This window comes from Desulfosporosinus sp. HMP52, assembly GCF_000765145.1.
Classification (GTDB): Bacteria; Bacillota; Desulfitobacteriia; order Desulfitobacteriales; family Desulfitobacteriaceae; genus Desulfosporosinus.
In genome coordinates, this window is record NZ_JMGA01000059.1 from 1 (window position 1) to 16128 (window position 16128).

General features: G+C 41.2%; 8 protein-coding genes. All 8 read left to right on the forward strand.

Annotated elements, in window-relative coordinates; genetic code table 11:
* The first annotated feature begins 1589 nt into the window (after positions 1-1589).
* Genes DP73_RS19280 through DP73_RS19315 form a run of 8 tightly spaced genes read left to right on the forward strand, consistent with a single transcriptional unit; the run spans position 1590 to position 16120 of the window.
* On the forward strand, positions 1590-8792 hold the full coding sequence (locus DP73_RS19280) for a DUF4011 domain-containing protein (protein WP_034601830.1): 7203 nt from the start codon (positions 1590-1592) through the stop codon (positions 8790-8792).
* Positions 8785-10476: a serine/threonine-protein kinase gene (locus DP73_RS19285; protein WP_034601832.1), complete on the forward strand. Its 1692-nt coding sequence runs from the start codon at positions 8785-8787 to the stop codon at positions 10474-10476. Before DP73_RS19280 ends, DP73_RS19285 begins: the two co-directional genes overlap by 8 nt.
* 22 nt (positions 10477-10498) lie before the next feature.
* Positions 10499-11869, forward strand: coding sequence for a hypothetical protein (locus DP73_RS19290; RefSeq protein ID WP_034601834.1), 1371 nt, complete (start codon positions 10499-10501; stop codon positions 11867-11869).
* Positions 11869-12495, forward strand: a complete 627-nt coding sequence (locus DP73_RS19295; RefSeq protein ID WP_034601837.1) for an FHA domain-containing protein — start codon at positions 11869-11871, stop codon at positions 12493-12495. The genes DP73_RS19290 and DP73_RS19295 overlap by 1 nt, the downstream gene beginning before the upstream one ends.
* Positions 12492-13103 carry a 4Fe-4S single cluster domain-containing protein gene (locus DP73_RS19300; protein ID WP_034601839.1) on the forward strand — a complete coding sequence of 204 codons (612 nt, stop codon included), beginning with the start codon at positions 12492-12494 and terminating at the stop codon, positions 13101-13103. Before DP73_RS19295 ends, DP73_RS19300 begins: the two co-directional genes overlap by 4 nt.
* A 3-nt stretch (positions 13104-13106) precedes the next feature.
* Positions 13107-13505, forward strand: coding sequence for a hypothetical protein (locus tag DP73_RS19305; protein WP_034601841.1), 399 nt, complete (start codon positions 13107-13109; stop codon positions 13503-13505).
* Between the two features lie 12 nt (positions 13506-13517).
* Positions 13518-15395, forward strand: coding sequence for an AAA family ATPase (locus DP73_RS24280; RefSeq protein ID WP_034601843.1), 1878 nt, complete (start codon positions 13518-13520; stop codon positions 15393-15395).
* Positions 15392-16120, forward strand: a complete 729-nt coding sequence (locus tag DP73_RS19315; protein WP_034601845.1) for a PP2C family serine/threonine-protein phosphatase — start codon at positions 15392-15394, stop codon at positions 16118-16120. The genes DP73_RS24280 and DP73_RS19315 overlap by 4 nt, the downstream gene beginning before the upstream one ends.
* Positions 16121-16128: the final 8 nt, after the last annotated feature.

Genomic DNA, 16128 nt, shown 5'->3' on the forward strand with positions numbered 1-16128 from the left:
TCAGTATAAATCAATACCTTATTGGAGAAGTAGCAAAAGAGAATCTTACTTTAAGCACTTTATTTGTAAAGTTATTCGCTTGCGAAAAGAATACCTTTTATAAGAACTAGGAATATTCCTTCTTCTAAGTATACCAGCTGGCAAAGGTTATGGATGGATGCTTTTAATGTTATACCCAATCATATATTTTTTCTTCTGGTTCTAAAGAATTAATAATCATTATTTCAAAGTTCTGGAGTAATATTGAATTCTCTATCAAAGTAAGAATGTGCTATTAGTCCATTTCCGTCATTATTGGCAATCTGCTTATTGATTTCTCAACACAAAGTGGCAACTTGTCTGTACACATCCATTTAACTGGCGATGTTATATTAATGACATATAGATAACATTATCTATTAGATCCAATAATCACATTGGAAGAGTACTTACGCAAAAAGAAAATTGAGAATGGTTGACTGAAAAATTGTATGAAAGAGTTCTTCAAAGTATGTTTTAGTAAAAAGTTTAGCTTAATTGAGTTTTATAAATACAGGGATGAAATATTTCTTGAAATATTTCAGAATGATGAAATTATGTTGAAAAATTATAAGGATATGATAGATACTAACTCGGTAATACCATGAGTATGTTTTTTGTGTCACTGGGCTCACCAGAGAAAATTAATATTATAAGAATGGATAAAAATTTAAAATAGATAATAGTGATTCTGATAGAGAGATATTCGGATTTGAACTGGAATAAATGCATAAATTATTACTTTCGAGGTATATCAAATCCTGTGTAAGGAAATAGAATAAAACCATAGAAAATTACAATAATTATTTTCCGCCAAGGCCTCACCAGGTTCGGGCGGCATCTTTTTTGTATCCTCAAGGCACGTTGAGACGGTGTGTTGTCTTTCATTACCGAGAGGCTGGGAGCCTTTTGTAGAGCGGCTCTCTGAGGGAACGATGGGGATTTGTGTGGCGGGCTTATGGGACTGGATAAGTACAGGGGAACATTCATGTGCGATAATTAAAATAAGATCCCGTTTTCCTGCAATTCGTAAATTTTTAATCCACTGCACTCTCTTCCGAGACAGGTGTATTCAAATTCTGTGACAACTGCTCAAACTATCCGAGATGACTGTGCTCTGTCAACGAAATATTCAATTAGTTTTATTTCCTAAAAACTTCAGAAACTCTTTTGTAGTAACGCTATGGTGAATATATGAATTTGCTTTAAGAGATATAGCAAAATTTTTATAGAACTCAATAAGCACCTGTTTCCTATCAGCAGGACAAATATTCTGGTAAAAAGAACAGGTCTTCTGAAAATTATAAGTGGTTTATTCCTATGAGATTCTTAAAATTATTACCTACCCAAATTCTGGTTTGTAAAAAAATTTTATTCTCTCCTATATGCTCTTGTACATGGAAATGGGTATAAAGATTATCTTTTGAAATTTAAATAGGAAGCAATTTTGAAATCGACTAGTTGACTAATGGATACTGTCAGGAACGGCGGCTGAAGCAGAGGAAATATCTGATAGTACAACAAAAAACAAGGATTAATCTTGATAGAATCGGAAGCTGGAGGTTCACGATATGTCCGTTATGGTACTTTTAGCAAGTAAAGACGGCTCAAAAGTGGCGACTGTGGCTTGTCCTAAGTGTGGTAGAATAAGCCGTCAAATCTTGAGGGATGAGTACAAAAGTTCGCCTATTGCTGAATTACGCAGTGCGCATACTTGCCCAGTGTGCGGAACAACGTTTGCTTCGTCATCTTCTGCCGAGATTGCCAAGCACTCAGGTTCATATGCGCGTTATACTGCCCTAGGGGAGCAATCGTATAACTCGGATATTAGAACAACATACTCTACAATTCAAAGTCGCAGTTCTAAAACACCTAATGCAACCCATATAGCCGCTGAGAAAAAAGATATTGCGCATCCAATAAATACGACAGAAGTAAAGATAATGGTTTGTAACGTAACTTTCCCTGGAAGCGCGCGTAGGTATGCCTATATTTCTGATGATTTAACCATCAAGGCAAACGACAAGGTAATTGTGCCTGTTGGTTTCGATAATGCCGAAAAAGACGGAATTGTAGTTTCTACTGGCTTTTATGATCTAAGTGATGCCCCTTATCCCGTTGAAAAGACAAAACATATTATCCGAAAAGCGATATCGGCAAATTTGCAGCCGCCTCAAAATATAACCGAACAACAAAGAGTACCCAATGTTTCAGTGGCACAACCAAAGATAACCTCAACAGCGATTGCTGATGCAGATCCGAAGACTCAAGCTTCCACATTAGATTCGGTTATTCAGGATACTGTTTCAATACCGAAAGCAATCCCTGTAGTCGATGGAGGACACTCAAACAAAGACGTTTTGAAGCGAAAGGCAGAGCATTGGAAAAAACAATTACTCGACCTTTCGAAGCGGAATAAAATGATAAGTTATCGGGAAACCAAACGTGCTACTCTGAAAATATTGGAGCCGGAGTATACGGAGTTGTTTAACCGTCTCGCTGTTGCCGAGGAAGAATTGACTTTTCAGCGCCCTATTGATAAGGATTCTGACCTCAGAACTTTTTCTATGCTTTCTCTCTTGGAAACATTGTCATACCCTATTCCTGTTCATGTCGGAGATATCAAGGCAGAAGGCTCGCTTCTTGAGCGGAGGATTGCTTTGAACAATCTTCGGTCAAAATCCAAACTCGCCAGAGATGAACAAGGCACAAATATTCTGTACTTGTCATTTGGGTTCATTGAATGGAGAGAAAATAATTCTCCTAACGCGCAGTGGTTGAAGTCTCCAGTCCTAATGATGCCTGTTTCTCTGAAACTCGAATCTATTCAGGCGTCGTACACCTTGCTGCGTTATGACGATGATATTGAGGTAAACCCAACCCTTGATTATCTCTTCAACGAACGCTTTGGCATAGATTTGCCTACTTTTGAACTCAACGGCGAGGAAAGCATTGACCAGTACATGCAGACGATTGAGGAGATTGCCGATCAATATGGCTGGAAGTTGCTTCGGGAAGTGAATCTTGGACTTTTGTCCTTCCTTAAGATAAGTATGTATCATGACCTTAATAATAACTATGACCGTATGCTCAAAAACCCGGTAATTCGAGCTATAACAGGCGATACAAACGCCGCAAACAATATTCCGAGCGAATTGACGCAGTTCGACTTCGACAGAGTGTCTCCTAACGACTGCTATCAGGTTGTTAATTCAGACTCCAGCCAGCAGGAAGCAATTTTGCTTTCAAAAGCAGGGGTCAGTTTCGTTATGCAGGGACCTCCGGGTACGGGCAAAAGCCAGACCATCACGAATATTATTGCCGAAGCACTGGCAGACGGGAAGACCGTTCTCTTTGTCTCGGAAAAAGCAGCAGCTCTTCAGGTTGTCTATAAGAGGCTTGCTGAAGTTGGCTTAGATGATTTCTGCCTTGCGTTACATAGCCACAAGGCAAATAAGAAAGAGATTCTTGATAGTATAGCTGCAAACCTCAAGCTGCCTCGCAAGCGGATGAAGGACAGCGCAATGTTTGAACTGACTGAATTGTTTCAGGACAGACAGGTCTTGAATCAATACGTCTGCGAGTTGCACGAAGAAATTCTTCCCCTGGAGAAGAGTTTATATGATGTATTCGGAGAACTGACTTATTTACAGAATGCACCATACATTCAGTTCAATATCGAAGAACCGGCTTCGATTTCATCTTCAACATACAATAGGATGCTTTACCGCGTTAGCAATTATGATAAAGCCCTTAAGAGCCTTGGAATAAAACTTTCTGAGAATCCTTGGAACGGGACTGCTGTAAAGATGGTAACTCAGAGTTTCAGAGATGATTTGTCACAAAACACCTCCAACTTACCTGATTTTTTACTGGTATTGGCTGAATCCTTAACCGAGGTGATATCTTCATTTGATTTGAAGGATGCCTGCACTTGGTTAGGAGCTTTGCGTGTTGTTGCTCTATTCGATGCTATCGAAAATACTCCTTTATTCCCGCTTAAGTGGTCACAAAAAGCAGAACGCAATAACCTGCTTGAAGAAGCAAAACGTGCAAAATTTGAAAAGCAAGAGTACCTGAATGCCCTCAACGATGTGCATAGATATTTTAGCGACACAGTTTTCGATGTAGACTTATCGGCTTGGTTAGAAGCTATCCACCAAACGGCAATGAGCATAGTGAAAATTGATGCAAAGCTGAATGTTGAAGTTACCGAGATAATGGAACGTGCAGATGTACTCCAAGCATTTGCAAACGGTGTAATCGCACAGTTAGAAAACATTATCAGGGCTTATGAAGTTGCATATAATTATTTGCCCATTAATGTCGCAACATTTGCAGACTTAGACGAATATGCTCGAACTCTTGCTGATGTCTTGAATTCGCCTGTTGTCATACCAGCATGGTTCGGTGAACAATCAACTCTTGAAGCACAAAATATATTAGCAACAGCAAAGATTCATGCTGATACGCTATTCGCTTCGAATGCTTTGGTTGATAAGCAATGGGATAGTCATGACATTTTGACCCCAACTTACAAACATAGGGATTTAGTCAATGGGATTGTAGTTGACTTGAACTCAATCATAGATGCTTTCACACGGGGTATTGAAATATTCCCAATACAGAGTGATGCCAATGACTCTATCCTTGACATTAATGTAGCGTTTAAACATATAGCAGAACTTCTTGATTCGCCAAGGGTATTTCACAAATGGTTTAATAGCGTTGTATACGAAAAAGCAAAGCAAATGCTAAAGGTTGCCTCTACGCATGCCTCTTTGTTAATCGAAAAAGAGAATTGGCTCGCACTTCACCAATGGGATAATAAAGCATTGGATATTGATGCAGAAGGTATACTTTTTAGATTCAAAACGGAATACACATCGTTTTTTAAGATTTTCAAATCCTCTTATCGTGCAGATATTAAAACTATAAGAGGGGTATCAAAAAAGGTAGGCACAAAATTCACCATCGATGAAATCACAGAATTACTACAAACAATAATAGATATCTGCGCGGAGAAGAAATGGTTTACCGAATTCACAAAAGAGCTTTCAGAGTGCTTTGGAGATTTTTACTCTGGAAAAGAGTCAAACTGGTCAGCAATTGAGGCGGGGCTATCTTATGCTGATAGTATTCGTGCGCTGTTCCCCAATGTGCGTGTACCTAACAAAGTAATAGATATGATTTGCGAAAAGACGTTACACACTGATGACTATACTGAACTTGGTAAAGTCTTTTCTATATATAACAATGTCAGTATTAAAAAGGTTGAAGAACGTATTGCGATAATAAACGCAGATTATTCAAGTTATAGCATAAAGGAATCATTGCTTCCAACATTTACAAGAATGATAGAAACGTGTGAAGCGTTGATTTTACTGGTTCAAAATAATAATGAAAAATCATTATTTGAGCTAAACACTCTTGACGCTCTTATTACGATCATTACAGAAATAAATAAGTTGGGAGTTGTCTTTGAGAAGGTAGATATTTCCTCGTTGCTGAATAACATGATAAGTCTTTGCGAAGAAAAACGCTGGTTTGTAAAAAATCATTGTACGCTTAGCATGTATTTTGGTGAGCTATATGTTGGTCACGCTTCTGATTGGGATGATATTGAAACAGGTTTAACCTTTGTCAAACAAATTCATTCTGCCTTCCCTCAATCTACGGTACCTAAAAACGTGATAGATTTGCTTTGCGATAAAGCAAATCATGATTACGATTATACTGAGCTGTATAATTCGCTGACTGTACTGAGCAGAGAAGCGCAAGAAGCTGTAAATGCAGATATAGCCAAGGTTATGTCGGATTATTCCAACAAAGACATACGAGAATTTCTAATGCCAAGTTTTATCCGTCTCCACGAACAAAGCGAGACACAAATAAACCTGATTTCACAGATGACCGTTCACGCCGTACAGCCAATTCCAAATAGTAGTTTACTTGGTAGGATTGTTGAAGCACACAAGGTATATGAAAAACAAATGGCACTTCATAGTACATATCAAAACTATGAAGGAAAATTCGGTAAGCTGATAGCTGGGCTAGAGACTGATTGGGTTTCCATTATTTCTGACTTGGAATCTGTATCGGTCTTGTTTTCACATGATAACTCAAACTTAATGACAGAAGCATTCATTGCACAGTTCTGTGAGGAAACTGATTTCAGGACGAAAATCACAGCAGCAAAATCCGACTTAAAGTATCGTATTGGCAAAAGTGAGCGGGGCTACGCGGAATTAAAAAGATTATTCGAGGCAGCTTCTGATTTTGACAACGCTATGCTTGATAAGGTTGCCAGGAGAGTGGATGCCTGCCTCAACAACATAATGCTGCTTGACAACTGGATTTCGTGTGTCGAAACAAAAACAGCTTGCAATGAGTTAGGGCTTGCCGACTTTATTGATAAAATAGAGCAACATGACAATACGTTTGAAGATGTTGTTAGCATCTTCAAACGTGGTTTTTTTACTCTATGGGTGCGATCTGTAATCGGTAGTAAGAAGATGGTCGAGCAATTTCGGCGTCACAACCATGACGAGAAAATCAATAGGTTTGTCTCGCTTGACGAGAGGCAACTGCTCATAGCGCAGGAACGTATCAGGCAAAATGTTATCAACGGAATCCCCGACACAAACAGGGTTTTGTCTGCCAACGATGAACTCAGTATACTGCAAAAGGAAATCACGAAAAAACGCAAGATAATGCCGTTGCGTAAGCTGTTTAAGTTCATTCCCAACCTCTTGCTTAAGCTTAAACCGTGTATGATGATGTCTCCGCTCTCGGTGGCTTATTTCTTGGAGGCGGAGTCTTATGAGTTTGACATGGTCATTTTTGACGAGGCATCACAGATATTTCCCCAGGACGCCATTGGTTCTATTTTTAGAGGTAAGCAAGTCATCATTGCCGGAGATAGTAAACAATTGCCACCAACAAACTTTTTTGCAACCAGCACAAGCAACGATGATGATGATTTTGACAAAGAAGGCGATGAAGCTGTCGGTATTGAAATTTACGATTCTATTCTTGAGGAAACAACAGGTGTTCTACCGAATCGCACCTTGCTTTGGCATTATCGCAGCAAGCATGAAAATCTAATTGCTTTTTCAAATCAGGAAATCTATAAGAACGAACTTGTGACATTCCCAAGCAGCGTAAACAACGGTGTTGATACTGGCGTTGAGTTTGTTTATGTAGAGAATGGTGTTTATGAGGGTAAAGGGCGAAATACTTCTGAAGCCCGTCGTTGCGTAGAACTTGTCAGGCAACACATCGAGAAAACTCCAACTCGCTCTCTCGGAATAATAGCTTTTAGCGAGAGCCAGCAGAAAACCATTTCTCTGGAGATTCAGAAATTAAGGGAACAGCATCCTGAATACGAAAGCTTCTTTACTGAAGACAAAGAAGATGAGTTTTTTGTAAAAAATCTTGAAAATGTTCAAGGTGATGAGAGGGATACAATTATTTTCAGCGTAAGCTATGCTAAGACAAAAGAGCAACGAGACAACAATCGCCCTATGGCTTTGCGTTTCGGTCCCCTTGGGCAAAAAGGTGGAGAGCGTCGCCTTAACGTGGCAATTACCAGAGCAAAGTGCAATGTTAAGTTGGTTAGTTCTATATTACCTTCTGATATCGACTTGAGCCGCACCGGATCAGAGGGGGTTAAGATGCTCAGTCAGTATATCGAATTTGCTATGAACGGTTCGTCAACATTGCGTGCTGGTCAAACTGAAGCCGAGAAAGACGTGTTTCTGGATGTTGTGTCTGAGTTCATTATTTCCCACGGGTACAAAATCAAGAAATATGTGGGTTGTTCGGGTTATAGAATAGACATCGCTGTCTTTCATCCCAACAATGATAACTGCTTCGTCGCGGGCATTGAGTGCGACGGCCCTTCTTATGCCGCGGCAAAAAGCGCCAGAGACCGCGATCGTTTGCGAAAGTCTGTACTCGAAACAATGGGATGGAAAATCTACCGTGTTTGGTCACCCGAGTGGATGGCGCGTCAGGATATTGAAGGTCAGAAAATGTTGACCTTTATTGATACCGCTATCAAAGAGTTCAAAGAAGTAAAAAAAGCGCAGGAGCCAGCACCACCAGATATAACTCCTTCTACTGAGCTGTTTGCTGAAGTGATTGAAGAGAACGAGGCTTCAGCGGTACAGTCTATGCTAACTTCGATTGAAACCAAAATGAGCAATCCATATGGCTTTGTTGAGTATAAGGAGGCTGTGTGGCACGAAACTCCCAATATTATAAAATTATACAACGATGATAGGGTCGCCGAGGTAATCAAATATATCGTTGGAATTGAGCAACCAATATATGTTGATTTACTTTATCAGCGTATGGCAGGTACTTTTGGAAATCAAAAGGCAACAGCTCCAGTTAGAAATGCCGTGGACAGAGTTATGAAAAGCAATAGATTGAAAAGCATTATCATAAAAGATAAGGATGGCTTCATAACGCTTGCAGGCTTTCAAAAGTTGTATGTTAGAGTACCAGCAGAAGGTAGTTCGCCAAGACAAATCAATTTTATATCGCCCGAAGAAATTGGGCTTGCAATGCTGACTATTACCGAGCAAACAATAGGATTAACTTCAGAAGGCTTAATTGATGCTACCGCTAAAGCGTTAGGGTATGCAAGGAAGGGTGAACGGATGATGACCTGTATGAACAATGCGCTTGAGCGATTAGTTAAACAGGGGCGCATTAAACTCTATGATGGAAAAGTGCGCATAATGGGTGGTGAAAACCTTGGGTAATAAAACCGTTATTAATTCAGAACTTCAGGGAACTCCGAAAACCGCAATCAACAGTGAAATTGTTGCCCAATATGAGCAACATATCGAGAGCGTATCTTCGACCAGTGGTCTTCTGGATGCCGGGACTATCCTTTGTGGGAAATACACCGTTGAGAGACGCTTGGAGGTCGCCTCTGGGGAAGCGGACTTGTATCTTTGTACATACAGAAACGATAAATATGTTGCAAAGCTGTATACGCGCAAGACAGCGATAAAGCAGGACGTAGTAAATCGGCTCCTGAAAATCAACTCGCCATTTGTTGCCAGGCTCTATGAGTCATCAACCCACAATGGTCTTCCTGTCGAAATTTTGCACTACTATAAGAATGGCAGCCTTCAGGGGAAAACCTGTTCTTATGATGAACTGGTTCGGATGATTATTCCCAATATCAACGAAGGTTTACGGGTACTTCATCAGGCAGGCATTATTCATAAAGACTTGAAACCGTCAAATATTATGATCTCAGATGACGGAAAGACCGTTTCTATCATTGACTTCGGAATCAGTTCTGTTATGAGCGATAGTGGTTCTGTTGTTGTGACAAAGACTGGTATGACTCCAGAATACTCCGCTCCAGAAACATTCAAGAACTTATTCCTCGAAGAATCAGATTACTATTCCTTTGGAATAACGCTATTTGAGCTGTTTACTGGTTACGCGCCCTATGCCAATATGAGTGCCGAAGAAATCGGTCAGTATGTTTCCGTCCAGCGCATTCCGTTCCCTGAAAATATGCCTACGCTACTTAGCGATTTCATTTCAGCGTTGACATATTACGACATTACATCTCGTGGCAATAAGAATAACCCGAATCGTCGCTGGACATACTCTGAGGTCAAAAAATGGCTTGCAGGTGAAAGCCTTGTTATCCCCGGAGAGGGTGTTGGCAATGTTAGAAAAGGCGTAATGCCCCCATACCAGTTTATGAATGAGTCTATAACTGACCCAAAGGTTCTAGTTGAAGCATTCGCAAAAAACTGGGAAGAAGGTAAAAAGCATCTTTTCCGCGGTCATATATCGGCGCATTTCCGAATCTTTAATCAGGAAATTGCGAAGCAATGTTTGTCTGCCGAGGAAGAAGCCAGTAAAACTAACGGAAATGACGACATTATCTTTTGGAAACTTGTGTATAAATTGAATCCGAGTTTGAAGGGGTTTTATTGGAAAGGACGGACTTTTGAAAGTCTTCCCGCCCTTGGCCGTGATTTGCTTGACCACCTATGGAAGAAAGACAAATCACAAGACAAGTATTTTGAGACCGTTTTATCGGAAAAGTTACTGACCGAGTATGTTGCCATTGCCGCTCCCAAAAACGAACCTTTGAAAAAGGCAGCAGTGGCAATCGAGGAGTCTTATCAGCTTGAAAAGAACGAACACACAAACCTTATAAAAACCTTTTACCTAATGGCATATACCTTGTCAGGACAAAAGTTGCTCAACATTGAAGGACAGCAATTTCGAACGGTTGGAGAACTCGCCGGATATATGCGTGAGCGACTTGAAGAATCCTTTGAAGCCTTTGAGCGTCTTTGTCACAAACTGGTGGACTATGATGGGAATCTCGACATTCAACTTGAAACGTGGCTTATTACTATCGGTAAGAAAAGGGAACTGGAAAACTGGCGCACTATGATGTGCGAATAATTAAGAGGAAAGAGGTGATGACATGAGCGGTCCCAAAATATCCGTATATGAGATGTCCGCAAGGCAACGGCAGAACCTTCGTTTTCAGTTAAACTGCTTACAGCAAAGCATCGTTTGCTGCGAGGAGATAAAGAAATCAATCGGTTATTTAAATGGTATTAACGGGCAGATCCAGTCATTGCTCTCGACTTTTGATCTTGTAAACCGGCGCACCAAAGATTGTTCCAGTGAAATCATTATATTGACAGATTTGCAGAGTGCTGTCCCGCAGGACTGTTTGTCTTTTATGGATCAACTATCGTCGTGTGCACCCATTCTTCAAGTAGATATGATTACACTTACAGATGCTGAATTGGAGAAAAAGAAGGGAGTCCTTGCCAAGTTGCGGGCATTGCAGAACAACGTAGCTTCGCGACAAAAAGAAATTGAAGAAGTCCTAAGACCAATTGAGCTAAAAGCAAAGCAAGGGGTTAGTGAGGTTGAAAATGCCATCGCCGAAGATATTTCGAGCGTGCAGTCATTTTTTATTTCGCCTTCTGAGTCGGATGAGGATAGATTTAAGTCCGACATCAAGCAGCTTAATGAGCAATTGCGTGTTTTATCTTTAGGCAGTGATTGTCCTGCTGACTTAAAGGGTGAAGTCTTTTCCGCCAATTCAGCGTTATCGAGGATTACCTCGAAGGAGCAATTTGAAACTTTTCGTTCAGTTACCGTAAAACCGTTGCTTCAAAGAATTGAAAACGCTCGTTTACGTGTTCAGGAGCAGAAAAGTGAATTTGAAACGCTTCAATCGCGCTACGTCGCCCTTTGTTCTGTTGCCGGGGTTCAACCTGAAGCGTTCGCAGTAGAAGTAATTGACGTTATGTCGATAATTAGAAATAAAATCGCTACCCTTGAGAAACAGGTCATCATGCAAACGGAACAGGAATACATTAGCGATCGTGTTAATGAAGTTATGTCTGAAATGGGCTATGACGTTATTGGCAATCGTTCTGTCACAAAGCGGAGTGGTAAAAGGTTCAAAAATCAACTTTATTCGTATGGAGAAGGAACGGCAATCAACGTCACATATGATTCTGATGGACAGATTGCGATGGAACTTGGTGGCATTGACAGAGCAGACCGAATTCCCACGTCTGAAGAAACAGATGTTTTGCGTGAAGACATGGGATCATTTTGTTCTGACTTCAAGGATTTTGAAGAACGACTTAAGGCTAAAGGTGTCGTAATAAAATCAAGAGTTTCTCTGGCACCGCCTACTGCTGAATATGCTACAATCATTAATGTTTCCGATTATAACATCACTGCGACGGCTCCAGTTGGAGAAATAACAGTCAAAGGGACCCGCTCTAAGTCGGCGGGAAAGCGCACATTGCGAAGGGAGGATAACTGATGACACTGAACAAATTTAAGGTCTGCCCTGCTTGCGGGGAGTATAATACTCCGTCATTGTTAGAGTGCAAGAAATGTGAAACCGACCTTACTGGCATAAAGGTGGTTGATGAGGAAATTCTTGCCACTGCGAATGCGTCCGCCAGTGAAGCGACTGCGTCAAGCAATAGCCGTAGTCTTGTAAAAACATGTGACTGCGGAACTGCTAATCCCCCTCAAGCGAGGAAGTGCTCGTCGTGTGGCGAGGATATTTCTGATGTTCGAGCGACAGAATCACAGTCTTCACCTGGAGTAACGCAGAAAGTGGTGCTTCGTTCTATTGACGCCTGCTTCACTTTCTCGCTTGACAAGCCTGTTACCGTCATAGGTCGTGAAGCCGAAATGCAACAATACCTTGAAGCAAAGACTTATGTTAGCCGCAAGCATGCCAAGATCACACTCGCTAACGGAGAAATTTATATTGAAAATATGAGTACTACGAACCATACTTTTGTGAACAATACGCTTATTCCCACAGATGCCCCGAAATTGCTCAAGAACGGAGACGAAATTGGACTCGGTGGGAAATTGATTAATGGTGAAAGGCAGAGCCAAGCAGCCTATCTTGTGATTGAGTTGGCAACATGAATATAGCAAGAATCCTGTATCCTGTTAAGGTTTTGGGACCGGGAAACCGAATCGGAATTTGGGTTTGCGGATGTCCTCGGAGATGTCGGGGATGCAGCAACCCTGAATTATGGGAGCAGCGTCCCAAATACGAGATTACTGTCCAGGAGTTGAAAGATGTCATAGGCAGTATTGTCTCTACACATAAGGTTGACGGATTCACCATATCCGGAGGGGAGCCGATGGCGCAATCTCAGGCACTTGCTGAACTAATAAAGTACCTAAAGACAGTTAGCGCGGACATACTTGTTTACACAGGATACAGATATGAGGCACTATATAAGCAGAAGTCTGATTACATTGATGATATTTTGAGTTCTGTTGCTGTGCTTATAGACGGACAGTATATTGAGGAGTTGAATACCAACATCGTTCTCCGAGGTTCTGAAAATCAGAACATCGTTATTCTGAATAGTGAGTACAAGGCTAATTATGAAAACTATTTGGAGACAGTGCACAATCAGATTCAGAACTTCACAACCGCAGATGGCGTAGTCTCTGTTGGCATACATCACCGAGGTTTTTCAAAGGCATTATTAACACGGATAATGGATTCAGGGGAGGTTTGAAAAATGGTGGGGACTTATTCTGAAAAACTAAAAACAGGTGGAGAACTGATTGTTTCAGCAATAAGCTGGAATATCCGCTACTACTTTTCGGGGCTAGACCGACGTTATAATGGCACGTTTGTAACTCTTGAAGGCAAGGAAATCAATAAATACATCGATGCATGGGCAGACAATTTTGAAAAATACCTGAAGTTGAAAGAAACAGTTCCGTCCGGAGGGGAATTTCAAACGGCTGGGAGCATGAACATGACAATTCGAATTGGCTTTGCCGAAGGAGTCTGCTTGCGTAGCTATCATATGCCTATTCATACTCGGGGGAAAATAGTCGAAGTAATATCTGATTACGAATATGCACGTGACAGAGCAATGAAGATGATGGAAATGCTCTCAGGGCTTAAATAGGAGGAAAGGACAATGGCTGATTACATTCCGAAATGGCACCGTGAACTTGGCATATTCAGCAAAATAAAACCGCTGATTATTGTCGAAGGGAACGTTCTTGATGTTTACCAATATCCTGTTGAAGGCGGGATTTCCAAGGGGAGTATTCTTCGCTTGCCTGAATACCTCCATTACTACTTCAAGGATATGGGCTATCAGACCGTCGTTTTTTTTGACAGTCTACAAGGTTTCAGCAATTCTTGCGAGGATGGCAACATTGAAACTTTCGCCAATCTCACAGACACTAAACTCGACGGGAAGTATGTCCGTGCAGAGTTTGGTGGCAAGAATAATTCTGCTGCGTCAATCGTCCGCAAAGCGGTAAGTCAAAATACAAGTGCAATGGCAATTATAATGACGCTTGCCTCACGTTACATTACATCGCCAGACAATTTGGCTCAAGCCGAGTTGGATAGTTTTACCAACCTTTTACTCGCTTCTCTTGAGAGTAAAGATGTTCGTATAGATAGCGGTGTTTTAAAGAACATCGTTGTTATGATAGTCAATAAACTCAACGATATCCCCGTTTGGTTTTATCATGACAATCCCAATGTAAAAACGATTTTGTTGGGGGTTCCGTCTCGTGAAGAGCGCGAAGTGCTTGTAAAAGGAGAGAATTTCCCCAGCTTTTTCGCTTCAGATGTCTACGAGTCTGACACCGGCTACTACAATGAACATCCCGATGAACTTGATAAAGTGCAAGACAAATTCGTCGGGTTAACCGAAGGTTTCTGTTTCACTGAAATAAACGGTTTGCGTCGGCTTTGTAAGAACGAACGAATCAGCATACGGCAGATGCCTTCGGTCATTGACCTTTATAAATACGGTATTAGTGAGAACCCGTGGGACAAACTCGATGAAAACGCACTTGCATCAGCATATAACGATTTCAAAAAGAGAATCAAGGGTCAAGACTATGCAATAGTAAAAACTCTTGATGTGGTCAAGCGCGCTGTTACAGGTATGTCTGGGCTACAGCATTCATCCCACACCAAGCCAAAAGGAATATTGTTTTTTGCCGGTCCCACGGGTACTGGTAAAACTGAAACTGCAAAAACGCTCGCAGAGAAGTTGTTCGGTGATGAAAGTTGTTGCATTCGTTTTGATATGAGCGAATATGGGCAAAGCCACAGTGACCAAAAACTACTTGGAGCACCTCCGGGATATGTGGGATATGAAGCAGGCGGTCAATTGACGAATGCCGTGAAGGAGAAGCCCTTCTCAATTCTTTTGTTCGATGAAATTGAAAAGGCACATCCGTCTATCTTTGACAAGTTTCTTCAAATACTTGAAGACGGCCGTATGACTGATGGTCAGGGAAACACGGTGTATTTTTCTGAGTGCATTATCATCTTCACGAGCAATCTTGGCATTTTTACCCGCAACGATATGGGCATCCGAGAGGCCAATGTTACTGAGAAAATGGAGTACAGTGAAGTACAGAATAAAGTGCGCCAGGCGATTGAGAACTATTTTAAATTGGAACTTGGACGTCCTGAAATCCTTAATCGAATCGGAGAAAACATTGTGGTGTTTGACTTTATTAGACCAGAGGTAGCTGAGACGATTCTTGATGCACAGATAAAGAAGATAGTAAGTAACCTCTCAAGCGAAAAACGGATTGAATTGGTTGTAGTTTCAGAGGCACGTGCCACGCTCCTTGAAAAGTCGTTAGGCAATCTCTCCAACGGTGCGAGGGGCATAGGCAATATCGTGGAAAGTTTGCTTATCAACCCACTGTCTCGCTATTTGTTTGATAACGCTATAAAAAGTGATGAGCGGATAACTATTAACGCAATCGACGCGAAAAATATGCCTTTTTCGCTCGACTGTAGGCGGGGTAGTTTATGATTGCTTTTGTTGTAGTACAACGCGGAGTTGGGAAAGAGCAGTGTGAGGATACTGTTCTCGTGGGGGATATGCCCATCTGCGATGATAGTGCCAAACTTTCAGTATCGACAACCAACACTATTTGTGTTGCTGATGGTGTCGGTGGAAATGCCGGAGGTCATTTTGCCTCAACTTTTGTCGCTGAACAAATTAAGGGATTATCTGACGCTGAACCTGACAAAATGAAACTGCGACAATTATTGAATGACCTCAATAACGACCTAATTGTTGAAGGCAATGCAAAAGGTTTTCCGACAGCCGCAACCACGCTAACTGGAATCGTTTTTACTGGAAATAAAGAACTCCTTGTTCATATCGGAAATACACGAGCGTATGCGCTACAAGGAAAGTACCTCAAACAATTGACTGAAGACCATACGGTATATAATTGTTTGTTGAAAATGGGAAGAATTGATGATGCTTCACAAAGCAGGAAAAACGAGATAACAAACTGCTTCGGCGGGGGTAATGCATCTCTGTTTGAGAATATTATAATTTCGGATATGCAAGAATTTAGCACGCTGTTGCTGACTTCGGATGGGGTGCATGATTACATTGGAATAGACGAGTTGGAATGCTTGATGACATCCAATATATTAAGTATTAAGACCTGTAACAATATTGTTCAAGCAGCTATCGACGCAGGCTCAAAAGACGATATTTCAGTTGTCATAGTTCAGAAATAGGAGGATTC

What these genes read in the sequence shown, in the direction of transcription:
- DP73_RS19280 (WP_034601830.1), top strand. Translation starts at nt 1,590, where the DNA reads ATGTCCGTTATGGTACTTTTAGCAAGTAAAGACGGCTCAAAAGTGGCG.
- DP73_RS19290 (WP_034601834.1), top strand. Translation starts at nt 10,499, where the DNA reads ATGAGCGGTCCCAAAATATCCGTATATGAGATGTCCGCAAGGCAACGG.
- DP73_RS19295 (WP_034601837.1), top strand. Translation starts at nt 11,869, where the DNA reads ATGACACTGAACAAATTTAAGGTCTGCCCTGCTTGCGGGGAGTATAAT.
- DP73_RS19300 (WP_034601839.1), top strand. Translation starts at nt 12,492, where the DNA reads ATGAATATAGCAAGAATCCTGTATCCTGTTAAGGTTTTGGGACCGGGA.
- DP73_RS19305 (WP_034601841.1), top strand. Translation starts at nt 13,107, where the DNA reads ATGGTGGGGACTTATTCTGAAAAACTAAAAACAGGTGGAGAACTGATT.
- DP73_RS24280 (WP_034601843.1), top strand. Translation starts at nt 13,518, where the DNA reads ATGGCTGATTACATTCCGAAATGGCACCGTGAACTTGGCATATTCAGC.
- DP73_RS19315 (WP_034601845.1), top strand. Translation starts at nt 15,392, where the DNA reads ATGATTGCTTTTGTTGTAGTACAACGCGGAGTTGGGAAAGAGCAGTGT.